Source organism: Paraflavitalea sp., from assembly GCF_059502485.1.
The window spans coordinates 2,815,720-2,840,261 of sequence record NZ_JCACET010000008.1 but is presented as its reverse complement, the minus strand read 5'-3'; the positions used below and the strand labels follow the sequence as shown (position 1 = coordinate 2,840,261).

Below are 24,542 nucleotides of genomic sequence, written 5' to 3'. Positions count from 1 at the left end.
AAAATGATGGTTTTGTTTCGATCAGCATCTGATCTTCTGGCAGGCATTTTTCCGGGCGCAATATTACGATGCTATAGTTCTTCGACGAGTGGGGTAATAATTTGATAACAGTCGATCAGACAATTAATTTACTGAAATAAAATCGTTCAATGATCGAGCAATCGTTTGCACAAAAAAGTGAGTAACGTGTTATTGCATGTTGTTACTAACAAAAGTGCCGTCTTCATTTCGTGAGCCGCAAAAACATGCAGATATAAAGGCAGTGAGGCACTAAAGTAACAAGGCGATGAGGTGGTGGGTAACAATTATATAACACAAAGGAGGTTAACTCATGTTTTAATGAGTTAACCTCCTTTAAAATAACAAAGCCCCGCTGTTTGTTTTAGATTGCCAATCTGTTGTTTCTATTTTTATCCGAAAGTGAAGAATAGTTCTTCTACTTTATCATTTAACTACGACGGAAAGTGGTTTTGTTTTATCGACGATGTAGGTGGCGAGTTCTGCAGCATTGCCTTTACCAACATTTTTTGCTGAGTGAACTGCTCCTGCAGGAACAAACAATACATCTCCGGGTTTGAGTGTAACGGCTGGCTTACCATCTATTTTGTATTCAATTATTCCTTCGAGGACATAGATGATCTCTTCGCCTGGATGTTTATGCCGGGGGGCTAATACACCGGGTGCTATTTCAACACGAACCTGTACTGCTTCGCGTCCAGCAATACTGAGGTCGTGTTTCTGCAAATCGAAACGTTTAACGCCTTGTAGTTGCGCCTGTGTTGCATTGCTCAACATTATTAGTGCTACTATAGCTATTGCGTTGAGGAGTATGTTTCTGTTCTTTTTCATTGTGTGTCTTTTATTTTTTGTTTTAATGGTATTGTAAAATTGCGCTATGAGCAGGCGATTGCCAAGGATAAAACCGTGAAGTGGACGAAGTGGGAGCTGGAGTAGTCATTTGGAATGTTGATCTATGATATACCACTAAGTGGGTATAGGATACCCAGTTCCGGGGATGGGCGCCAAGGCAGTCTGGAAGCGGCTTTCCCGTTTATCTACGATTTACTACATTCTACTAACAAAAACAGGCATTTCGTCCAAATGCGCTTTTTCTGTGGGGGTTGGTGTCGTTACTTTGTGTCATCAAAGAAACGCACTTAAAGTACTTAGTAAGTTTTATAGAGTTTTCTCATAGCAGTTAGTTTTGGTTAACCCCCCGTTATTCTTATCGGGGGTCTTTTTTTTGTTACTTTCTTTGCTCCCGCTGAGCGGGACAGGCTTTGATGCAAAGAAAGTAACCAAAGAAAAATCAAGTCAGGCCCGATCGCTCTCCCGCTATGGCGGGACAGGCTGCGCGGCCTGACGGGCCAGCGCCTCTCCAAGGTGCAACATTATTTACTTGTTTTAGGCAGCAAGACACTTTGGTATAACATTCTTTCTTTAGCTCAGGCAACCAGAAATGCTTCGTCCTTTTCTGCGTTTTTTGGGGTCTTTTTTGTATCTTACTGTTATATGAATTACAACGGATTATATCGTCTTTTCTCTTCTCTCCTACCTGTTAGGTTGCAATACCCTAAACAGCGTTTTCCGCGCCCAGTCTGCATTTGAGGGATGTTTTCTTGCTATCGTCTTGCTATTACCTTGCCTTTATCTTGCTACTGTCTTGACTTCAGATTAAAGCTGGTGGTTCTGAGCCATTTTGTATGGATTCAGGAAAGAGGAACGATCTCCCGCTTTGACTATTAGTGGGGCTAACCCCCTAACACAAATCATTTCATGTCATCTCTTCTTACTTTAAGCGATTTCAGTCATGGTGTTTTGGAAAGGGTAAAACAAGCTGCGAGCTTTGGATTACGCACTGCGCGCCATTTCCACTGGATTGCGTGCTAAGGGGCTCTGTTTTCTTCGCCAGGACAGCGAAAAAGGAGGTGATCTGACCCACATGAGTCAAATAAGACACCTCATTTGGCACAATCTCGCCTCATCTGTACCTGATTGGGATCATGGTGATTTGGAAATGGAGAAGTAAGCTGCGAGTTTTGAGCTACGACCTGATTGTTTCGAATGTTGTCGCGAGTCTACGTTCACTTCGATAGCAGATTTCTCACCCTGCATAGTGGTTGTGGAAGCAAGTGTATATGGCAGGGTTCGAAATGACAACGTACTACAGATTAAGCATGAGCTTTGATTACGAAGGTGATGATCGGTTGAGTTATATCAAATCAGCGTAGCCATATATAGCCATACTAAGCCAATGTGTATGATTCGCGCCAGGGGGATTTGGACATAGATATGTACACTGTGTAGCTTTGGTGTAGAAGTAAATAAATCCAATACTTATTAATAACAAAAATCAATTTTTATGGCCAAGAATGAAGGTCTTTTTAAACTTCGCGGACTGCTGGATGACACTGTATTCCGCATAACTGAGGATGGCAATATCGCGAGCCGGAAGACAGGTCCAAGCAGTGAAAAGGTACTGACGCATGAAAACTTCGATCGAACACGCCGCAATGCTGCTGAATTTAAAATGGCTGTCCAGGATGGAGCGGAATTGCGCTACGCGCTGGGGCGGGCTCTCAATGGCAAAGTTGGCTCTTCGCTGAATGGCCGCATGAATGGGTTGATGCACCTAATCGCTCAACAAGACCCGATGAATGACTTTGGAAACCGTCGCGCCTGTTACGGTGATGTGAGCTTATTGAATGGTTTCGATTTCAATAAGCAGTTACCGATGGCCAAAGCGTGGAAGCTTAGGTTTACGCATTCGCTGGATGCTGTCAATGGTATTCTCAAGCTTGAACTCAACCCTTTTGTTGCGCACAAGAAAAAGAAGTTTCCCGAGGAGGCTACTCACTTCCGGATCATATCGGGTGGTAGTGCTGTGGATTTTCTTCGTTCACGTTATGAACGTGATATTCAGGTGAGCGAGTTGTTGCCGCTAAGCAAGAAGACACCAGGTGTTATTTGTTTTGCACACCAAGTGAAGGTGAAGCCGGGTGATGTGTTGGTGCAGGTGTTGGGGATTGAGTTTTACAAATTGGTGAGGGGGAATGAGGTGTTGGTGAAGGGGACTGTGTTGCAGGTGGTGGAGGCGTTGAAAAAAGTTCAGAGTCATGAGTTCAGAGTAGAGAGTCAGGGCATCGAGGCAGAAAGGCAACAAGGCAACGAGAGGGAAACAGGAGTTGAGAGTCTGGAGTCAAGTGTTCAGAGTCAGGTGTTGGAAGGAATACAAATAGAAGATGAGGTTCATGAATCAGAAGAGTTGGTAGTTTGTAAGGACACAGGTGATATATCTTGTCTCTATGAGCCACAGCCTGTGGGCATCCAGCATGATGGGATGCCGGTTCGTGGGGACACGAACCGGGACGGCGGATTACTGGATAGTTCCATGGTCCAGCCGGGGGTAGCGGTTATGCATAATCCGGGGGATTTTAGTATATTTGCAACCCTTCTATTGGAAAATGAGTCTTTTATGTGTCCGGAAGGTTTCCGGGCGTCAGATTCTGATCCATAGGAAGTTATGGGGTCGTTTTGGTTTTGACAGCGTAGATCTTTGAAAGTGTAAGCATGTCGTGCGTTGGATAATTAGCACGTTAATCTGAATATTCAAACTTCAAATGGCAATACTCAGTATGCCATGGCTGCCTAATCAGTGATTAGATAGTCATTAGGGCCGCCGGGCCGGTTGGTCTGTTACCAAGCCCCGCCGCCGACTAAAAACAAATACAGAATGCTGCTGCCGAAGGCTGTGCCGGTAGCTTAAGACCATTCAGCTAAGGATCAGGTTGGTTTGTTGGTTTCCTGCCTGTTCCCGACAATTAATAATCAAATAAGCATGTAGAAAGCTTTTGGAGGATATGTTTGGACAGGGGTTCGAGTCCCCTCGACTCCACGAAAAGGGCGACCAGCAGGTCGCCCTTTTTTATTGTTATTAAGCGTAGCATTCCTTTGAAGCTTTCACAGGGTGTTCATATGTTTCCCAGTCTGTGTAGCCGTGGGTGCCTAAGCCATAATGGAGGTCACGGTTTGGCGGGGTCAACTCCCAGTTGTTTTGCAAGCGTTCTACCAAATCGGGATTGGATATAAAGGGTTCTCCAAAGCCTGCAATGTCAATGGTTCCTGCATTAATAAGCTGTTCTGACTTTTCTCTGTTCATGCTTCCTGCGAGTATGATCACTCCTTCGTACCATGTGCGAAATCGCTCTATAAATCCTTCGGGTAATGCATGGCTTCCTTTGGACTGCTGGTCCATCAGGTGGATATAGGCTACTTTTCTTTTTGCCAATTCTTTTGCCAGGTATTGATAGGTGGCTTCTATTTCATCGTAATGTGGCAACTCTCCAAGGCCACCGTAGGGTGTGAGCCTGATACCAACTTTGTCGCTGCCTATTGCTGCGATACTGGCATCAACGGCTTCCAACAAAAACCTCGACCTGTTTTCAATGGTTCCACCGTATTCATCTGTACGGTTGTTTACAAATGGATTTAAAAACTGTTCTATCAGGTAGCCGTTTGCTCCATGGAGTTCTACTCCGTCGAATCCTGCTTTCATAGCATTGATGGCAGCATTGGCAAAATCTTTTACTACTTGTTTCACTTCTTCAGTGGAAAGCGCTCTTGGCTTCGATGCTTTTACAAATCCTTCTTTTCCGGTCTCATCGTATCCCCATGCAAATGTGTTCTGTGCCTGGATATCGGATGGTCCAACTGGTGCTTTTCCACCGGGCTGGTTTGAAGTATGGGACACCCGGCCTACATGCCATAACTGTGTAAATATGGTACTGCCTTTTTCGTGTACTGCGCTGGTTACTTTTTTCCAGCCTTCTATTTGCTCCTGTGTATATAAGCCGGGGATGTACAGTACTCCTTTCGCCGTATCTGAAATGGCTGTCCCTTCTGTGATAATCAATCCGGCTCCTGACCGCTGTGCATAGTATAATGCGTTTTGCTCATTGGGGATGCCATCGGCATTTCTCGCTCTTGTCATCGGGGCCATCGAGATGCGGTTTTTCAGTTGTAAGGTTCCGATGTGTGCGGGTTCAAAAATATTCGTTGTCATTGTTTTTGCTTTACTCGTTAAATTGATTGGGTGTGTTTGAAACAATTCCCGTGAAGTGCTTTGCAGCCGGGTGAATGTTCTTATTTGCTTTGTCAAAATTAGTATGGCGAGGGGCGGAGGGACAAGGAGGGAAATCACTAAAAAGGTGTGATTTGGATCACACTGGTGTGCGGTCGTGAAGAGTTGGTGAAAACATGGCTGCCTAATGAGTGATCAGAGAGTCATTGGACCGCCGGGCCGGTTGCTCTGTTACCAAGTCCGCCACCGACTTAAAACAAAAACAGATTGCTGTTGCAGGAAGGCTGTGCCGGTAGCTTAAGGTCTTCCACCTAAGGATCAGGTTGGCTTGTTGGTTTCCTGCCTATTTCTAACAAGTAATATGTAGAAATTTTCGGGAGAATATACTTAGACGGAATTTAATTTCTTCGCCATTACGAAAGGATTATATTTACCTGAAGTATGCGACAGGAATTACATGCGAAGTAGCGGTTAGTTGTTGTACAATGACTTCTATCCTCCTTAAAAATCGCGGGGTTAGTGTATGTAAAACCTATCTAAATACTTATATATAATTTCCTCTAAATGAGAAACGGGAAACAAGATCGGCATTTCGTTTAAAAACATTAATTTTTAAAGGCTCTATTTCTTCGTAGAAAAATTGCGTGTCCCTTCCTAACCAATCGCTAAAAAAAGAACCAAATTTTACTTGTCGGACGAATTCAATAAATGACAACTCATCATTAGCCATTCTTAATTCTGCAAAGAATTGTGTAGTTATATCTGGTTTACCTACAACCAAAGCAAGCAAAATTAAAACAGGATAGTACTCCATTGAAATCTCAGGATCAGAAACAATAAGGCTACGATGAGATTTAATAATCCTATAAATATTAATAAACCGATTAATGCTTCTCGGTGTCTCTCCAAATATTGGAGAAAGTATTTTTATAAATTCGAGCTCTTGTACTTTAAAAACTAATCGTATTGGTGCATTATCTTTTTGCTGATCGCTTCCATTACGGTTCTCTTGAACAGAAGTATTGGTAAAAATTGATGTTTCAGCTTGAGGAATAACCATCAAAGTTTCAGAATCAGAATCATTTTCCCCTTGACTACCTTCATAATCAATCTGCTCCAATTCATTAACCATAAGATATTCTATAAGTTGTTCTCTCCCTATAGCGGTTATTGGTTTAATTGCAAAAGGTATCTGGAAAATTTTCTCTAAATAATCATAAGACGTTACTGCCTTTCTTGAATTATCATCTATTTCATCATCTTGCTCTAAGCCAGTCATCAATGTTCCTAACTTATGGTTTAATGCATTATTGAGCCACCTAGGATCAACACCAACGATCACTACAAACAATGGAAAAGCCAATAGCAAATGAATTGCTTCGAGTACCTTCAAAACAACATCTTCATTACAACGATCAAGATCATCAATATATAAAACAATCCTGTCAATCTGAAGGCTAACTTGCTGCGGATTAAAAACTCCCTTCCTTTCTTCTTCACTTAGCAAATGCTGCTCCCTAAGCAACTTGTCCAACATGGCGAAATCTTTCCTGATCCATGAAATAACACCCAGTTGATTTGTATAATTCTTATCAACAGACCTCTGCTCTATGAAATCAGCCAGCCGTTTTCCACTTAATATGTCTTTTATTTCAGATTTTGTCAAATCTATTTTAATATCAATCTCCTCCAATCTTTTACGTAAAGTTTCAAATTCTCTCTTTTTTTCAACTAATTCAGATGATTCAGCTACCTGCCTAGTATCAAAAGTATTTTTCAAGCTATTAAGTCTCTCTAATGCTTGTTTTAAAGTCTTAGAGTATGGTCTAATGGTCATAACAATTTTAGAAACTCCAGAAACAATGATTGACGTCATCACTGACCCTTGAAAGGTGAAAGATTGCCAAAAATCTGGAAATACAATTTTCAAAGTATAAACTACAAAAAAAACAATAATCGCAATCGAAAGAACAGCCTTCCAGCGCCATCCTTGTAATTTTATCAATTCTCGGAAAAAGAATATTGCCTTATTCTTAGAATCATTTACTTCATCTATATACTCTTGAACAGTTTCGCTATCAGTAAGAATTTGTTCAATATGCGTATTGTTTAGCTCTGATAAGTCCTCTCTAATCTTCGTGTCGGTAAATATTCGTTTCAATAATTCTAACCCTAATAAGTCCTGTAACTTGTCTCTCTTTTTTTGCCTATCCTTTTCCAATTGATTTACCTTTAACTGTAATTCTTTCTTCTTTTGTATAATATTTTCTCGTTCAAAGCTTGTACTCTTGAGCACGCTACTTAGCTTTCTTATCTCATCCTCCTTATCTTGTTTTTTAGAAAAGTTTTTAAGTGATTCAAATATTTCAGTAATCAAGCTAGCCCACAAATTAGCGTCACAATAGTGCCAAGAATTAAACATTACAGGAACTACATGTTTTACATATCGACTGTCATTAGCAGAAGTATAGCGCTCTATTTTATCTTTTATCTTCTCCATTAGAAAGCTCTTACCACTACCCCAATTACCAAACAATCCAATTGCAAGCGGAGGATTAATCTCCTTAAGCGACATTACCGAAGCAATCGCTTCAATATCATATTCAAACTCTAGCTGATCTTCAGTTGTCTTATGTCTACCTTCTGTATTATATGATGGTAGAAAACAGACTTTCTTTTTATCAATGCCCTTTGTTGCCATGATAACTTCATAAATCTCTTTAGAGATGGGCAAAAGTCTTAAAGGATTATTACCCATATCCAATAGCAATTTTTCCGGCAACAAAGACTTAACACTTTCTAAAGAAATAGGTGGATCGACTACACGTGTTATTCTAAGCCTAATGCATTCTCCATATTGCTCATGCCTATGCAACGACTGACCTACTTCCATGTTCCAAATCACAGCCTTTTGACCATTAAAGCTGTACCCAATAACCGCATCTCCTTTTTTAACATCTCGGAACATTTCATAATCTGGCCGTCGCTGAAACTTGGTATTATATGCACCAAACCACACTTCTTTACCTATATTGAAACTGGGAAGATTAAATGATTCAGAGTTGATTTTCAGCAGCCAATAAGTCAAGCTCCTATCCGATCTTGCATTATCTATTTTATCTTGAAAATCATACTTAATTAAGCAATCAAGTTCAAACTCACTTTTATCGGCCCAGGCAAATAGTTGAAAATATTTATAGTTCCTAGGTATAGCAAGTGTATTTTTTAAAGGTTCGACACCAGGGGCTAAAAGCTCCATACTGAATTGATCATATTCGGTATCACCCGAAAAAAAAACTACTTTCCATTGAACTCTACCCATCTCAAGATAAAAGTCCGATCGACTTATTACATGTTCATGCTGAGTAAGATTATACTGACCCAGCTGAAGTCTATTGGGTGAATTCCATGATTTCCCATCAAACTCACCTACAGCAAGATGAATATCTATTAAATCGTTTTGCTTATGCCTTGCATTGGGATGAAAAAAAGGAATTTCCTTACTCATTGAAAGCCGCATTCCGAATCTCCAAAATCTAGTATTCTTGGGCTCTATAGTAAATGAAAAAGTTTGACGCTCTAATGTAAATGTCTTTCCATAAACAACATCATTGTACTCTAGGTCACCAGAGTTTTTAAACTTGAATTTTCTCGTGGGCATAAAAGATCTTTACAATTATAGTAGGGGTTATACCAATACACAATCTATATAGCATACAGTTAAGGTAATTCAATCTTGCTGTACCCTCAGTCAATAATTTTTCTTTCATCTAGCTATCTATATTTACTTTTTACTCTAGTAAGTTTCACTACCTCAGTCATTAATAAAACATAAATCTAATATATAAATGACTATATAAATGTATTTATATCAAAGATTTCTACGAAACAACAAGTTTGTATAATGTACCAATTACGCAACTAACCTTCGGCCACCTCAATGTTAAATTTGACAGATTAAACATTACTGAACCATTTATCACACTTTCATTTACTACCATTCAATACAAGCCGATATAACAGAGAATTTAACTCTAAATTCATACTGTGGCGAAAAGTTGAAATCAGAATATTAACTTTGAGCATACCGACCTATCACCGCGCGCCCAACCTTTCCTACGCTAACTTTTTTGCCAGGTATTGAAAGTTAATCCAAATTAATATTTAATTGTCTGCTGGTCACGCACATACTGAAACTGAGCTGCTTCGACGTATTGCCGATGGTGATCAGGCTGCGTTCTCTGAGTTTTTCCGCCGCTACTTTGACCAGTTGTATAGCATCATGCTGAAGTATACCAACCGGCATATCGATGCGGAAGACATTGTACAATCGGTATTTATCAAGGCATGGGAGAAGCGGCAGATCTTCCGGGACATGGAACATCCCCTGAACTGGTTCTTCATCGCCGCCCGCAATGAATTTCTCGACCGCTTCCGGAAAAGCAGGCAGTCCAAGCAATATCAACAGTACCTGATCGAGGTGTTCAGTGAGGCTGACGCTTCTTCTCCGGAATCCATTGTTACCAATAAAGAATATGCACAACTGTATCATCAAGCTATTAAAAACCTGCCTGAAAAGCAGCAACAGGCTTACCTGCTGAGCCGGGAGCAGGGGCTGACCTATGAAGAGATCGCCCAGATCATGCAGGTAGAAAAGTCTACGGTGAAGGAGCATATCGCGCGGGCCATCAAATCGATCAGGGCTTTTTTCCTTTCTCAAACGAGCTACCCGGGCGAGTTTATTCTTTTTTTAATTTTTTTAAAGTTGTTGTCCCCCTCTTTTATTTATCATTCGTCTTAATTGTACAGGCAGCAACGACCCGTTATAATGTGTACTATGACCGAAGACCAATTTATCCAGCTGTTACAGGGCTTTCACGACCGGCGATTGTCTGAAGAGGAGTTGCTTTCTTTTCTGAAGGCAGCCGAAGACCCGCGTTTTGAGTCGCTGATCGGTGACAGGCTTCATGCAGAGCTGGCTGAGATGAAGGCTTTGCCGGTGTCTGATGGCGCCAGGGCGGATAAGGTGTGGCAAACTATTCATGCATCTATTAATGGTACAGAAAACAAGGATGCAGGGGTTGAGGTTGAAATTGTTCCTGCCGACGGGCGTGTTCGTTTTCTTAGCAGACCGTGGATCAGGTATGCGGCGGCTGTTATTGTTTTACTGGGCGTGGGGGCTTACTTCTGGCTCTCCAACCGGCAGCAGCCAGTGGACAAGGTTGTCACTACTGACATTGCACCCGGAAGAGAAGGGGCTATTCTTACGCTTGCCGATGGAAGCAAGGTGGTCTTAGATAGCCTGGGTAATGGTATGGTAGCCGAGCAGCATGGTACGCAGGTGGTGTTGAAAGATGGTAGCCTCTCTTATAATGCCAGCAATGCAAGTACAGTAAGTTATAATACAATGGCTACTCCCAATGGACGCCAGTTCAGCGTTCAACTGCCTGATGGTTCCAAAGCCTGGCTTAATGCTGCTTCTTCGATCACCTACCCTACTGCTTTCATTGGTAATGAGCGGCCTGTATCTATAAGTGGCGAGGTGTATTTTGAAGTGGTGAAGGATGCCAAGCGGCCGTTTAAAGTGAAGGTGAATGATAACACTGAAGTGCAGGTACTTGGCACCAGTTTCAATGTAAAGGCTTATGCTGAAGATGCCAGTGTGAATACTACTTTATTAGAAGGTTCCGTACGCTTATCTGTTTTTCAAAAGACCCAAATGCTGGCTCCTGGTCAGCAGACGATGGTGAGCCGTAATGGAAATATTCGGCTGGTCAACCATGCGGATATACAAAAGATCATGGCCTGGAAAAACGGGCTGTTCAATTTCCAGGATGAATCTCTGGAAGAGGTAATGAAGCAGTTGGAAAGGTGGTACGATATCCAGGTGAAATACATCGGTGATCCGCCTAAGAAGAAGTTCTTCGGTGAATTGGGCAGGGATCTGACTTTATCGCAAGTGATTGAAACGCTCCAGGAAGTCGGTATCCAATTTCATATTGAAGGTCGCACCTTATTTGTAAGACATTAAAACCCTCCTATAAATCCTTAAAATTCCAAAGTCCGGTAAAAGGAAGTTGTAAAGCCCGCAGACGGCTTTGCCATTGTAATCATTTGTTTAACCAAAAGAAACTGTTATGACCTGATGGAACAAGGGTTTGCTTAATAAAAAAGCCAGCAGTGGTTGGAACACTCCTGGCCGTATGTTGGGCAACCCATAAGAGACTGACTTGACTGCTTATTTCATTACCCAAACTACTGCAAGTTATGAATTTCCTTACTTGTTTGGATGACATTGTCATGTCGACTGACGGGCGATGTACCTCCAACAGATCCGGCCTATCGGTCTTTCGCCGCCGGAGTGTAACCAAAATGGTGTTAGTGATGAAACTAACCTTTCTGTTGTTAACTGTATGCTTTTTACAGGTCAGCGCCACTGGTGTGGCGCAATCTGTTACGCTTTCCGTAAAGAACTGCCGCATCGATTCTGTGTTCTCCGCAGTCAAAAAACAAACTGGCTTTGTTTTTTTCTGCAGTGCAGAGATCCTCAAAGAGGTGAAACCTGTTTCTATCGATGCCCGCAACATGGAGCTGAACTTGTTCCTGGAAAAGCTCTTTACTGCGCTTCCACTGAAGTACTCGATCAAAAACAAAACTATCGTCGTGAGCCGGAAGCCGGCACCTGCCTTCGTGGAAAAAGAAGACCCTGTCAACGAACTGGCTGGTCCACCCATGCACCTGATAGACAGTTTGCCACCGATCATGGGGCTAGTGCGCGGGCGCGATGGACGACCGCTTGTAGGCGCCAGTGTATTGATCAAAGGAAGCAAGCAAGGAGCTTCAACAGACGCCACGGGCCGCTTCATGATCGATGTGAATCCCGGGCAAACGCTCGTGATAAGTTATATCGGTTATAAAACGAAGGAAGTGCGGATCACTTCCAGCAAGATCGATCTGCTCGACATCGTGATGATTGCCGATGATGAGAACATACAGGAAGTGGTGATCAACACCGGTATCATCAAGAAGGACAAGGCCAGCTTCACCGGTGCGGCTACTGTATATACGGGTGCGCAATTGAAAACAGTGGGCAACAAGAATATACTGGAAAGCTTGCGCACACTCGACCCTGCTTTCATTAAAGTGGAGAACAACCTGCAGGGGTCTAATCCCAACAACCTGCCGACTTTCGAGATCAGGGGGCAGACTACTATCAATACGAATACGCTGAACGATCAGTTTAGCCAGGACCCCAACCAGCCGCTATTCATCCTCGACGGTTTTGAAACCACTTTGCGAACTATTTACGATCTCGATATGAATCGTGTGGCGAGCATCACTATCCTGAAGGATGCGGCCTCTACTGCGCTTTATGGTTCCAAAGCTTCCAATGGCGTGGTGGTGGTGGAAACCAAACGTCCGGTGGCCGGCAAGCTGCAGGTGTCTTACACCACGGATATGACTTTTGAAATGCCCGACCTCAGCAGTTACAATCTGATGAATGCGGCGGAGAAGCTGGAGTTTGACAGGCTGCAGGGTTTTCTGTACGACAGTACGGGACCAGCACAATGGCAAAACGAAGAGAAATATAATCAACGCCTGGCGGAAGTGAAGCGCGGTGTCAATACTTATTGGCTCAGCCAACCTTTACGTACGGGGCTCTCGAACAGGCATTCGCTGCAATTTGCTGGTGGCAATAATGATCTTATGTTCAATGCGGCTCTTTCTTATGACACGCGCCTGGGGGTGATGAAGGGTTCTCAACGGGAAACGTGGGGTGGCAACATCGGCATCAATTATCGCAAAGGCAAGCTGACGCTGAACAATTTGCTGTCGTTATCGGGTGGCAAAGCCAGTGAATCGCCCTATGGTTCTTTCTCTGAATTTGCGAAGGCGATCCCTTATTACCGGAAAACAACGCCGGATGGCACCATCGAAAAATATCTTGATTATGATCCTATTGTCGTGAATCCGCTGTACGACGCCTCTTTTTTCAGCATCAACGAAACAAAGCCTTTTACTTTCTTCAACAACCTCGATGCTGCTTATAATTTCTCCGCCAAGTTCCGGCTGCAGGCCGGCGTGCAGGTGGCTAAAGGGACTAATAAAACGGTATCGTTCACTCCTCCGGAACATTCTCATTTTGACAACGCAGACCTGCAACAAAAAGGGAGCTACACCCAAACCAACCAAGAAAATTATTCTTACCGCGGATATGCGATGTTGAGCTACGGAGAAGTGATCGGTAAGCATCAGTTGAGCGCGACCGTCAGGAGCGATGTGGCAGAGCAGAATGGTGAGTCGAGGGGCTTCACCGCCGTTGGCTTTCCTTATGGTTCGGATGGCAACCCGATCTACGCTTTTGGCTATTCGCCTTTTGGCGCACCTACGGCCACTACTTCGAAAAGCAGGAGCCTCGGTTTCCTGGCGAGCTTCAACTATGCCTGGGAGCGTCGTTTTATATTCGATGCGGTGTATCGCCTCGATGGTACGAGTGCGTTCGGCACGGACCATGTGTTCAAGCCTTTTCTTTCCGGCGGCCTTGGCTGGAATATTCACCAGGAGGCTTTCATGAAAAAGGCATCTTTTTTTAGCCTGCTGAAACTGCGCGTGAATGCGGGTTATACGGGCAATGAGAACCTGGGCCAGTTCAGCTCTATTTCTACTTATAACTACCTCACGGGTAATAACAATATTTTCGGACAGGGTGTTACAGTGGGTTCATTGGGCAACCCTTCGCTCGACTGGCAACGTACATTGCAAACGAGTTATGGCGTCGACATGGGCTTTTGGAATAATCGCGTAAGTGGTTACATCGAATATTTCGACAAGAAAACGGACCCGCTTACTGTGGGTGCTGAAGGTACGCTGCCTTCTTCTGCCGGCACCGGCACTAAATATGTGCTGAATGTGGGCCATCTCAATACGCGGGGTTGGACGCTGAACATCCGGGTGCAACCGGTGAACCTCCCTGCCAAGGGTATTGTATGGTCCATCGGCGTTATGGGCAGCCGATACAAGAGTACTTATGGCGGACTGGCCGACAGACTGGCTAAGTTGAATGAAGAGCAAACCAAGAACAAGGGACTGCTCCGATTTACGGACGGCTATAGCCCGGACGATCTGTGGGCTGTGGTGTCTCGTGGTGTAGATCCCGCTACGGGCAATGAACTGTTCCAGAAAAAAGACGGTTCTCTCAGCTTCACCTATTCTACCGATGATATCGTGAAGGTGGGTAACGCACGACCAACGGTGGAAGGCGGCATCAATACGACGTTCACGTACAAGAATCTTTCGCTGAACGGTACGCTACGTTACCGGATCGGAGGCTATGTATTTAACCAGGCGTTGTATGATAAAGTAGAGAATATAGGGTTTGTGCGGGAGAACCTTGACAAGCGTGCTTTGTATGGCCGCTGGCAAAAGCCGGGGGATGTGACGCAGTTTACCAATATTAAAAGTGTAGCGGCCAATCTCAGCTCACGTTTTATTCAGAAGGACAATCACCTGATCGGTGAATCGATCAGCATGAGCTGGTATACGAATGCGGAATGGCTGCATGCGCTTAAGCTGCAGTCGCTGAACGTTACTTTATATACGAATGACCTGTTCCGCCTCGAAAAGATCCAGACTGAACGTGGTATAGATTATCCGTACGCACGGACAGGCAGTCTCAGTATCAGTGTTTCATTTTAATTAAAACAGCCAATCATGAACGGGAAATATATTATTATCCTCCTCCTGCTTGCCGGCACTTTGCTTGCCGGAACAGGCTGTAAAAAATTCCTGCAGGTGCAGCCGACGGGTTCTTATACGGAAGACCAGGTGTTTGCCAATAAAACGGCAACACAGCAGGCGCTGAATGGTCTCTACATCAACCTGGCAAATAATGATCTTTATGGCGCAGCGCTCACGCAAACTCATATAGAACTGATGGCGCAGCGTTACCGGGGGTTGGTAGACGGTGTCAATTTTTATGAGCAATATCAGCAGAACATCTATACGGGGCCGCAGGTGCAGGCCAGGTTCGACCAGTTGTGGAAGAGTGCTTACCAGACGATCTTGTCTGCGAATCTTTTCCTGGCGAAGATCGACGCGACAGTGCAGAACCGCGTGGTTACGGAAGGACAGGGAAAACTGATGAAGGGCGAGGCGCTGGCGATACGGGCACTGCTGCATTTCGATATGCTGCGCCTTTTTGGCCCGGTGTACAGTGTGGGCGCCAGTCAGCGTGCCATTCCTTATTATACGGTTGCCAACGGTCAATCGCAACCGATCCTCACGTCTGCCGAGGTGTTGACGAAAGTGCTGGAAGACCTTACTTCTGCTGCGAGCTTGCTGGCTAACGATGCGATTATACAATCTGGTGTGGTGCGGCAAGCGGAGCCTGATTTTTATACGGGGCAGCGCAACCAGCGATTGAATTATTTTGCGGTGAAAGCGCTGATGGCGCGTGTGTATCTGTGGGGCGGCAAAAACACTGAAGCGTATGACGCGGCTCTGGCCGTACTGACGGATGGGGAGAAATGGTTTCCCTGGCTGCCTTACACGGCTATTGTCAACAATCCTTCACCTGACCGCGTGTTTTCGACCGAGTTGTTGTTTGCTGTGTATAACAGGAACCTGTATAGAAATTATACTTCTTTCTTCAGTCCCTCTCTGACAGAGACCTATCTGCTGGCTCCTGATGCCACGAACCTGCGCAATACGTTTGAGAATAATGAGAATGATTGGCGGTATACCACTACCTGGCGACAGACGAACAGGCCTTTCCGTACTTTTTTCAAGTATGAGGATATTTCTCTCAATACGGCGTGGGGGTATCTGCAGCCGATGATCCGCAAACCGGAGTTGTATTATATACTGGCTGAAACGGAAACTGATGGGGCGAAGGCGCGTACCTGGCTTAATGCGGTGCGCAATAACAGGGGCCTGCCCAACCTGGGGGCCAATGCTTCTCTACCCGCTGAGATATTGAAGGAATACCGGAAAGAGTTTTACGGCGAGGGGCAGCTGTTCTTTTATTATAAGCGTACGAACACGTCATCGGTTCCCGATGCGATGACGAATGCACCGAAGACCCTGGTGTATGTAGTGCCGCTGCCATTGTCTGAAACCTTACCGCGCTAATGTAAAAACTGCAACATCATGAAACGACTTCTCTATATCGGCATCATCTGGATAGCAGCTTCCTGCAAACGGGAGCCGCTGACCACCTATAACGCTGCCGACAATGTGTATTTCAATTATCAGATCGACTTATATGATTTTCGCGACAGCATGGATTTTTCTTTTGCCAACAGGGATGCCAGTGTGAAAGACACCGTACTGCTGGTGCCTCTGGGTGTTACCGGGGCAGGCGCGGCAACGGACCGCACTTTCAAGCTGGTGGCAGACCCGGCGTCTACGGCTATTGCCGGCACGCATTATGAACTGCCGGCCGCGGTGATCCATGCCGGCAAAGTGCAGGATACGTTACGCCTGCGGTTCAAACGCACAGCGGACCTGACTTCGGGGAAGAAGAAGCTGGTGCTTCGCCTGGAACCGAATGAGTTCTTTAAAACGGACCTTCAATACAGGATACGGGGCAATGCGACCCGGGATAGTATGAGTGTGCTCAGGTTTTCCATCGGCGCATCGGATGTACTGGACGCAGGACCGTATTGGAATAGCTATGCTCCTTATTTCCACACGTTCAGCATGAAGAAAGTAAAGCTGATACATGATCTGCTGGGGATGCCGCTCGATTTCTGGATGGTCTTACCAAACAATGAGCGGCGGGCGTCGGCTATTTATTATGCGTCTTCCACTGCGCGTTATCTGAGCGACCAGGCTGCTCAAGGTAATATTATCCTGGATGAAGATGGAACGCCGATGCAGATGGGGCCGGCGTATCGGTAAGGCGAGTGGTGAATGGCGAGTGGCGAGGGTTCGCATGCATTTCTTTTACTTATTCAAAATGACGTTTTGTATGAAGAGTATACAAACCTGTTTTATGCTGATGGCCTTTTGTGCCTGCTTTGTATCGTGTTATAAGGACAAAGGTAATTATGATTACCAGGCTGTTAATGAACTTACCTTTTCTAATATAGATACTGCCAAAGGGTACACGGTAGGGCTTGGTGAAACGCTGTCGATCACACCTCAGGTGAATGGAACGCAGGACGCTGCCGGTTCCGGTAAAACGTATGCTTATGAATGGTCGCTCGATTTTGTGGGTAAGGATTCTGTGCTTTCGAGGGAAAAGAACCTTACTACGAAGCTGGTGATGCCGCCCGGAAAGTATACGCTTCAATTCAAGGTTACCGACCAGCAAACGGGCATCCGGTTCCATACAAGGACTCAATTGCTGATCACGACTACCATATTTGAAGGCTACCTGGTGATGAATGAAGTAAATGGTAAAACGCGGCTGGATATGCTCAGCTATTATCGTACTGACGATCGCTTCGCGCAGCTTACGGATGTGCTTTCACTGATGAATTCTACTGTGCCGGTGCAGGGTAAACCAAGGCAGGTGTTTTGTATGGAAACAGAGGCGCTGCGTGTTACGCCAGAAACGTACCGTATCTACCTCGTCACAGAAACGGGCACTTACAAGATAGACCCGGAGACATTCGGCTATAATACGCTCAATGATTTCCGGTATGAAATGGTGGGCACTCTGCCGGGTAATTTCAGCCCCGTCCGTCTGAACGGAAGCCTGCAGTATCTATTTATGCCCGCCACTTTCCTGATGGAAGGGAACAATGTGTATACACGCACGTATGAAGGTGTCGTCTTTCCTTATGTGCCAGTGAATGTTTATGCGGGTGCAACCAAACCGTTCAAGGCTTTTCCGCAGGTTGCCGCTTATGACGATGGGTTTACGCTCTTCAATATGGAAAGTCGCACGTTTACGTCTGCTACGCTGGGCAGTATCAATGTAACGGATATAGCACCAGGCAATGGATTTCCCGAAGGAAAGGACATGGTGTATATGGAGGATCAACCGTCTACCGGCCTTGGCTATGCTGTGATGAAAGACCCGGGCCAGCCTAACTATCACCTGCTGCGTTTTTACCCGGGGTATAGTTTTGCCGATTATTTCGAGCCGGTGAATGCGGTGGACTTCGACAAGGCTACTCATTTCGCGGCCAGTCCTGAGTTAGGCTATCTTTTCTACAGTGTGGGTGGCAAGTTGTATGAATACGATCCGTTCCTGCAGCAAAGTTTCCTGATGCTGGATAAGGGTAATGCGGAGATCACTTATATCGCTTTTCAGAAGTTCTTCAACCCCAATTTTTATAGTAAATACACCGAGTTTGGCAACCTGCTTACTGTTGGCTCTCTCAATCCTTCGGGCAGCGAGGGCAGCAACGGTACGCTGGAACAGTATGTAGTGCCGCCGATCAACGCGGCGTTGCAGAAGAAGCATACATGGACGGGCTTTGGTAAAATAACCAGCGTGTCTTACCGGGAAAGAAATTGATCTAAACTTATAAACATTCAATATGCAAGAATCTATTGTGAAGATAGAGGGCTTGTCGCATCGTTATACCAGTACCTGGGCGATCCGCGATATCAACATGCAGATCAATGCTGCGGGCATCGTGGGTTTACTGGGCTCTAACGGGGCAGGCAAGTCGACTACCATGAACATCCTTTGTGGTGCACTGAACCAGACGCAAGGTCATGTGTACATTGAAGGTATCGACATGCGGAAGGAGCCGGAAGAAGCGAAAAAGCTGATCGGCTTTCTGCCGCAGAACCCGCCTTTGTACATGGACCTGACGGTGGATGAATACCTGAGTTATTGTGCGGGCCTGCGGCTGATGCCGAAAGACAAAATGAAGCCTGCCATTAAAGAAGCCAAAGAACGTTGCGGGGTGGATCATTACAGTTCACGGCTGATCCGCAACCTGTCTGGCGGCTACCGGCAGCGCGTAGGCATTGCACAAGCTATCGTGCACAAACCGAAACTGGTGGTGCTGGACGAGCCAACGAATGGCCTCGACCCCAACCAGATCATCGAGGTGCGGGCACTGATCAAAGAGATTGCGCAGGACCGGGCGGTGATCTTCTCTTCGCATATTCTTTCGGAAGTGCAATTGCTTTGTAAAGAGATCAAGATGATCGAGAGCGGGCGGATCGTCTTTTCGGATACGATGGATGCTTTCAATAATTATGTGGAGCCGCATAGTATGCTGGTGCATCTCGAGAACCCGCCATCTGCGGCCGAGCTGCAACAAATAGCCGGTATCACCAAAGTGGATTTCCTGACCGAACGGCAGGTGCGCCTGTATTTCAGCGGCGACCAGGAAATAACAGAACGGGTAGTAGCGGCCAGCCTTCACCATGGCTGGCGCCTGCGCGAGATCAGCCTGGATAAAACGGCGCTCGACGAGATCTTTAAACAGTTATCCTCTCATCAAAACAATTAGCCTTCCGCTAAACTACTTCAATGAAAACAATTTTTCGAGTGGCTAAAACGGAGTTACGTACTCTGTTCTACTCTCCTATTGCCTGGTTTTTAATGATCGTTTTCTTCATCCAGTGTGGACTGGCTTACCTGAAGGTCATCAAAGGGATTGCCCGCACGCAGGAATTGGGCGGCATGGAAATATCCTTGCTCGATACGCTGACGAAGGGCGTCTTCACAGGTATGAGCGGAGTGTTCAGCAGCGTGATGGAGACGCTTTATCTCTACATTCCTCTGCTGACGATGAGCCTCATCAGCCGGGAAACCGGCAGCGGCACCATCAAGCTGTTGTATTCTTCGCCCGTCAAAATACGGGAGATCGTATTGGGTAAATACCTCGCCATGGTGATGTACAGCCTGGTGCTGATTGGGATCCTGGGTGTGTTTGTGGTATCCGGCATCGTTCACATCCAACATCCGGAGACGGGTTTGCTGATGACGGCGCTGCTGGGTTTCTTTTTATTGTTGTGCGCTTATTCGGCGATCGGCTTGTTCATGTCTACTCTCACTACTTACCAGGTAGTGGCTGCGATTGCTTCGTTTGTCATGATCGGCATTCTAAGTTATATCGGTAACCTCTGGCAACGGGTAGGTTTTGTGCGCGAGCTTACTTACTTTTTATCTATCAGCGGCCGTACGCAGAAAATGATGGGGGGATTGCTCACTACCAAAGATGTAGTGTATTTCATCGTGATCGTGTTCCTGTTCCTTGGGTTCAGTGTGTACCGGATGAAAGGGAGTATGGAATCGAAACCATGGACGGTGAAAGGGCTGCGTTATGCAATCGTATTAGGGATTGTGCTGCTGGTGGGTTATGTCACTTCCATTCCCGGCCTGATCGGTTATTACGATGCCACGCACAATCAACTTAATACGCTTTCGCCGCGGACGCAACAGGTGGTGAAAGACCTCGGTGACGATCCGCTGGAAGTAACGGCTTATGCCAACCTGGTAGACCGTTTTTATTTCTTCGGCGATCCTGATTCTTACAACCGGATGCTGGCGCGCTGGGACCCTTACCTGCGTTTCAAAAGTAATATCAAGGTGAAAACGATCAGTTATTACGACAGTGCGCATGCGTCTCCTTATATCTACCAGATCTATCCGGGCAAGACCTTGAAAGAAATTGCCGATCAACATGCCAAAAAATATGATATGAAGCTCAGCGATTATCTGACCCCGGACCAGATGCGTAAACAGATCAACCTGCGGCCGGAATTCAACCGCTATGTGATGCAGCTGAAATGGCGTGGCCGGACGGCCTGGCTGCGTGTGTTCGACGATTCGCAGGCATGGCCCAGCGAAACAGAGTTGTCCATTGTATTGAAACGCCTGCAGGGGGCTAAGATGCCTAAGGTTGGTTTTGTGACGGGCAACCTGGAGCGGGATATCAACAAGGTGAATGAGCGTGATTACGCTGTGCTCACGAATTCGCCTTTCTTTCGTTATTCGATGGTGAATCAGGGCTTCGACGTGCAGAATGTTTCTCTGGACACAGGCCCCGTGCCTGCGGAATTATCCGCACTTGTGCTGGCGGATCCCAAACTGGACTTGTCGCCTGCGGCGCGCGCTGCGCTTAATGATTATATTAACCGTGGGGGCAACTTGCTGATTGCCGGAGAGCCTGGCCGGCAGGCGCAGATGAATGTTTTGCTACAGCCACTGGGCGTGCAGCTAACAGATGGGTCGTTGATACAGGAATCGGAAGATGAATCGCCGCTTATGCAGTGGCAACAAATTCAGCCTTTTGCCGGCACTTTTTACCCGCCGGTGAGCAGATCTATTACTGACAGTATACCGGTGACCATGCCGGGCGCAGCAGGCCTTACGTGGACGGACAGTGGTCCTTTTGCCATACATCCATTGTTACAATCCGCACCGAAGGTATCCTGGAACAGGCGTAAACCGTATGATCCGGAGACGATGGTGGCCGCGCTGGTAAAACCACGCGATACGGCGCACCAAAAAGCGAATCCTGGCCTGATCACTTTTTCTGCGGCAGACGGGGACGTGATGGGCCCTGTAACCACCGCCGTAGGCCTGACACGGACTATTAACAACAAAGAGCAGCGGATCATCGTGCTCGGGGATGCCGATTTCCTGAGTAATAAAGAGATCAACCGTTTTGGTACGGCCAACTTCGTGTTTTGTACCGGTAGTTTCCGCTGGCTGACGGGCGGGGAATACCCGATCGATGCGTCACGGCCCGGCGCTAAGGACAAGCGGATCAACGTTACGCTCAAGCAGGCCGAAGTGCTGCGTATCGTTTATATCTGGGTGGTACCGGGTCTGCTGCTGGCTTTTGGAACCATATTGCTGATCAGACGTAAAAGAAAATAACGCAAGGCATGTTGTTTACCACGGATAAGCAAACGCTGGAAGATCTGAATATCTTCGGCAAGCATGGTGCAGATTCTATTTATAATATATTTAATCGCTGCTCCACACGGGGTGGAGCAGCGATCCTGGAAGAAATGTTCCGCTACCCGCTTTCGGATGATACAGTGATCAACAAACGGGTGGGTATCATCCGCTTTTTTGCAGACAGTGGGATGGCGTTCCCTTTCGACAGCTCACTTTTTGATGGCATAGAGCCTTATCTCGCGAATACAGATGAGCGGACGAAGCTTACTGCTCAAGAACAATCTGTTGCGAAAAAGCTCGGCAGGATGATTGCCTCAGATACGGAAACTGCTGTTATTTACAAGGGTGTGCAAGCTTTGGTGGCACTGCTGCAGGGGGTGCGCTCGTTTGTGGCTTCGCTGGATAAAGATAAGGAGCACGTGTATGGCAGTGAGTGTGATGCCATCCGTGTTATTGTAGCTGATACAGCCTTTGCCTCCATGCTGGCAAGTAAAGGTAAACTGTCTCATGCAGTGATAGCAGACTTCGATGTGCAGCTTCGTTTCCGTCATCGTGACGTTATTCAAAAGCTATTGCGTCATCTCTATTTGCTGGATGTGTATATTTCTATTGCCAAAGTGGCAAAGGCAAGGGGGTTCGTGTTCCCCAAAGCTCTGCCGCGTGAGCAGTCTATGGCAAGGCTGGAGGGCGTGTATCATCCACAAGTGCCTAATGCGGTTGCGAATGATATTACTATTTCGCCTGAAGGAAACGTGGTCTTTTTGACCGGGGCGAATATGGCCGGCAAGTCGACTTTTATGAAATCGCTCAGCATAGCAATGTTCCTGGCTCATATGGGATTTCCTGTTGCCGCCAAGGCCATGGAGTTTTCCGTGCTGGATGGCATCTATACTACTATCAATCTTCCGGACAATCTTGGTATGGGCGCCAGTCATTTTTATGCAGAGGTGTTGCGGACCAAGAAGATGGCTACTGAACTAAAGCAAGGCAAGCGGCTGTTCATTGTTTTTGATGAGCTGTTCAGGGGAACCAATGTGAAGGATGCTTATGAGGCTTCTATTGCTATCATCAAAGGGTTCGCTCAAAAGCGGAGCAGCCTGTTTGTGATCTCCACGCATATCATCGAAGCGGGCGAAGTATTAAGGCAGGCCTGTTCGAATATACGCTTCGTGTATCTGCCAACCCGCATGAATGGCACTCATCCTGTGTATACTTATACGCTGGAAAGTGGTATTACCGATGACCGGCATGGCATGATCATCGTTAAGAATGAGGGTATACTTGACATGCTGGCAGGAGGTATAAAAAAACAAGCGCATCAGCAAGCTGGCTTTATAGCTGACAAGCAAACGCTGGAAGACCTGAATCTACTGGGCCGTTTCAAGCCGCATTCTATTTATAGTCTTTTCAATAAAGCAAAGACAAGTGGTGGTCAGCGGTTGCTGGAGGAAATGTTTCGTCATCCCATGACTGATGTTGCTGTTATCAACCAGCGGAGTGAGTCTTTCCGCTACTTCCAGGGGCTGGCATTGAATTTCCCTTTTCATTATGAAGGGTTCATGGTTGTGGAAAATTACCTTGGGTCCAGCGGCGCCGGTAATATCATTTCTTCTACTGCAGGGATATGGCGCAAGAAGATGATGGGTGCTTTCTTAAGGGATGAACAGTATACCCAGTTACAGGCCGGCTTGTTGGCAACTATCGATGCTTTGAACAAATTGAAGGGTTTGCTGGAAAGTGTGGATATGGCGCTCGTGAAGAAAGCCAAGGAAATTCTTGCAGACAAGCGATTATCGTGGCTGGCCCTGGAAAAGGGTGTGCAAGAGCTGCCTGTACTGAAGGTAGCGAAATATGATCTGTTGCTTCGGCATACGCTGCGGCAAGAAATGGAAGTGTTGTTGTTGTGTCTGTATGAGCTCGATGTTCACATTGCCGTGAGCTCAGTGGCGCGGGAGCGGAATTTTTCTTACGCCAAGGCATTACCTGCTTACGAGCATTCTATCCGGGCAACTGCGTTGTGGCATCCTGCTATCGATAAAGCTGTACCGAATGCGGTTTCACCTCAGAAGGACTGTAATGTATTTTTTCTGACGGGGGCTAATATGGCCGGCAAGTCTACTTTCATGAAGTCTTTCGGTATTGCTGTTTACCTGGCGCATATGGGTTTTCCTGTTGCTGCGCGCGATATGGAATTTTCTGTGCGTGATGGGTTGTATTCTTCCATCAACGTGGCAGACAACCTGAATATGGGTTATAGTCATTTTTATGCGGAAGTGCTGCGTGTGAAAACGGTAGCCGAACAGGTGAGTCATGGCAAGAACCTCATTGTGATATTCGACGAATTGTTCAAGGGCACTAATGTGAAGGACGCTTACGATGCTACGTTGCATGTATCTACTGCTTTTGCCCAATACCTGAATTGTTTTTTTATCATCAGTACTCATATCGTAGAGGTGGGTGAAGCGCTGCGGAACGGGCCGCATGCTGTTCAGTTTGTATACCTGCCCACTATCATGGAAGGCACCGTGCCGCGCTATACTTACCGCTTAACCGAGGGTATCAGCAGCGACAAGCATGGTATGGTTATCATCGGTAATGAAAAGATATTGGAGTCGCTTAATGAATAGTATCATTTCC

At 46.0% G+C, this 24,542-nt stretch carries 13 protein-coding genes and 1 other RNA gene; 11 read left to right on the top strand and 3 right to left on the bottom strand.

Annotated elements, in window-relative coordinates; translation table 11 throughout:
* Positions 1 to 444: 444 nt before the first annotated feature.
* Positions 445 to 849 carry a cupin domain-containing protein gene (locus tag AC5JBY_RS14025; protein WP_495905230.1) on the bottom strand — a complete coding sequence of 135 codons (405 nt, stop codon included), beginning with the start codon at positions 847 to 849 and terminating at the stop codon, positions 445 to 447.
* A gap of 1,513 nt (positions 850 to 2,362) precedes the next feature.
* On the opposite strand from AC5JBY_RS14025, the gene AC5JBY_RS14020 reads away from it, so the two are divergent.
* Together AC5JBY_RS14020 and ssrA are read left to right on the top strand one after the other, a co-directional pair.
* Positions 2,363 to 3,517, top strand: coding sequence for a hypothetical protein (locus AC5JBY_RS14020; protein ID WP_495905229.1), 1,155 nt, complete (start codon positions 2,363 to 2,365; stop codon positions 3,515 to 3,517).
* Between the two features lie 8 nt (positions 3,518 to 3,525).
* Positions 3,526 to 3,898, top strand: a transfer-messenger RNA (tmRNA) gene (gene ssrA / locus AC5JBY_RS14015).
* Between the two features lie 36 nt (positions 3,899 to 3,934).
* Here the strand turns inward: ssrA and AC5JBY_RS14010 are convergent.
* Together AC5JBY_RS14010 and AC5JBY_RS14005 are read right to left on the bottom strand one after the other, a co-directional pair.
* Positions 3,935 to 5,062, bottom strand: coding sequence for an alkene reductase (locus AC5JBY_RS14010; protein WP_495905228.1), 1,128 nt, complete (start codon positions 5,060 to 5,062; stop codon positions 3,935 to 3,937).
* A gap of 562 nt (positions 5,063 to 5,624) precedes the next feature.
* On the bottom strand, positions 5,625 to 8,741 hold the full coding sequence (locus AC5JBY_RS14005; protein WP_495905227.1) for a P-loop NTPase fold protein: 3,117 nt from the start codon (positions 8,739 to 8,741) through the stop codon (positions 5,625 to 5,627).
* A gap of 507 nt (positions 8,742 to 9,248) precedes the next feature.
* On the opposite strand from AC5JBY_RS14005, the gene AC5JBY_RS14000 reads away from it, so the two are divergent.
* From AC5JBY_RS14000 to AC5JBY_RS13960, 9 genes are all read left to right on the top strand, one after another.
* Positions 9,249 to 9,881 (top strand): RNA polymerase sigma factor, encoded by a 633-nt coding sequence (locus AC5JBY_RS14000; protein ID WP_495905226.1) that lies wholly within the window; start codon positions 9,249 to 9,251, stop codon positions 9,879 to 9,881.
* A 36-nt stretch (positions 9,882 to 9,917) separates the two neighbouring features.
* Positions 9,918 to 11,111, top strand: a complete 1,194-nt coding sequence (locus AC5JBY_RS13995) for a FecR family protein (RefSeq protein ID WP_495905225.1) — start codon at positions 9,918 to 9,920, stop codon at positions 11,109 to 11,111.
* 353 nt (positions 11,112 to 11,464) lie between these two features.
* A complete protein-coding gene (locus tag AC5JBY_RS13990) occupies positions 11,465 to 14,776 on the top strand; it encodes a SusC/RagA family TonB-linked outer membrane protein (RefSeq protein ID WP_495905224.1) in 3,312 nt (1,103 codons plus the stop codon).
* A 15-nt stretch (positions 14,777 to 14,791) separates the two neighbouring features.
* Positions 14,792 to 16,210 carry a RagB/SusD family nutrient uptake outer membrane protein gene (locus AC5JBY_RS13985; RefSeq protein WP_495905223.1) on the top strand — a complete coding sequence of 473 codons (1,419 nt, stop codon included), beginning with the start codon at positions 14,792 to 14,794 and terminating at the stop codon, positions 16,208 to 16,210.
* Between the two features lie 18 nt (positions 16,211 to 16,228).
* The gene (locus AC5JBY_RS13980; RefSeq protein WP_495905222.1) at positions 16,229 to 16,981 is read left to right on the top strand and encodes a DUF4843 domain-containing protein; all 753 of its coding nucleotides are present in this window, start codon (positions 16,229 to 16,231) and stop codon (positions 16,979 to 16,981) included.
* A 70-nt stretch (positions 16,982 to 17,051) separates the two neighbouring features.
* Positions 17,052 to 18,551, top strand: a complete 1,500-nt coding sequence (locus tag AC5JBY_RS13975; protein WP_495905221.1) for a PKD-like family lipoprotein — start codon at positions 17,052 to 17,054, stop codon at positions 18,549 to 18,551.
* A gap of 22 nt (positions 18,552 to 18,573) precedes the next feature.
* On the top strand, positions 18,574 to 19,503 hold the full coding sequence (locus tag AC5JBY_RS13970; protein WP_495905220.1) for an ABC transporter ATP-binding protein: 930 nt from the start codon (positions 18,574 to 18,576) through the stop codon (positions 19,501 to 19,503).
* Between the two features lie 20 nt (positions 19,504 to 19,523).
* Entirely contained in the window at positions 19,524 to 21,881 is a 2,358-nt protein-coding gene (locus tag AC5JBY_RS13965) for a DUF4350 domain-containing protein (protein ID WP_495905219.1), read from the top strand.
* An 8-nt stretch (positions 21,882 to 21,889) separates the two neighbouring features.
* Complete coding sequence (locus AC5JBY_RS13960; RefSeq protein ID WP_495905218.1) at positions 21,890 to 24,532, top strand: MutS-related protein; 2,643 nt, start codon at positions 21,890 to 21,892, stop codon at positions 24,530 to 24,532.
* Positions 24,533 to 24,542 lie beyond the last annotated feature (10 nt).

Bases quoted from the DNA above. Each gene is read 5' to 3' on its own strand.
- AC5JBY_RS14025 (WP_495905230.1), bottom strand. From the start codon at position 849: ATGAAAAAGAACAGAAACATACTCCTCAACGCAATAGCTATAGTAGCA.
- AC5JBY_RS14020 (WP_495905229.1), top strand. From the start codon at position 2,363: ATGGCCAAGAATGAAGGTCTTTTTAAACTTCGCGGACTGCTGGATGAC.
- AC5JBY_RS14010 (WP_495905228.1), bottom strand. From the start codon at position 5,062: ATGACAACGAATATTTTTGAACCCGCACACATCGGAACCTTACAACTG.
- AC5JBY_RS14005 (WP_495905227.1), bottom strand. From the start codon at position 8,741: ATGCCCACGAGAAAATTCAAGTTTAAAAACTCTGGTGACCTAGAGTAC.
- AC5JBY_RS13995 (WP_495905225.1), top strand. From the start codon at position 9,918: ATGACCGAAGACCAATTTATCCAGCTGTTACAGGGCTTTCACGACCGG.
- AC5JBY_RS13990 (WP_495905224.1), top strand. From the start codon at position 11,465: ATGAAACTAACCTTTCTGTTGTTAACTGTATGCTTTTTACAGGTCAGC.
- AC5JBY_RS13985 (WP_495905223.1), top strand. From the start codon at position 14,792: ATGAACGGGAAATATATTATTATCCTCCTCCTGCTTGCCGGCACTTTG.
- AC5JBY_RS13980 (WP_495905222.1), top strand. From the start codon at position 16,229: ATGAAACGACTTCTCTATATCGGCATCATCTGGATAGCAGCTTCCTGC.
- AC5JBY_RS13975 (WP_495905221.1), top strand. From the start codon at position 17,052: ATGAAGAGTATACAAACCTGTTTTATGCTGATGGCCTTTTGTGCCTGC.
- AC5JBY_RS13970 (WP_495905220.1), top strand. From the start codon at position 18,574: ATGCAAGAATCTATTGTGAAGATAGAGGGCTTGTCGCATCGTTATACC.
- AC5JBY_RS13965 (WP_495905219.1), top strand. From the start codon at position 19,524: ATGAAAACAATTTTTCGAGTGGCTAAAACGGAGTTACGTACTCTGTTC.
- AC5JBY_RS13960 (WP_495905218.1), top strand. From the start codon at position 21,890: ATGTTGTTTACCACGGATAAGCAAACGCTGGAAGATCTGAATATCTTC.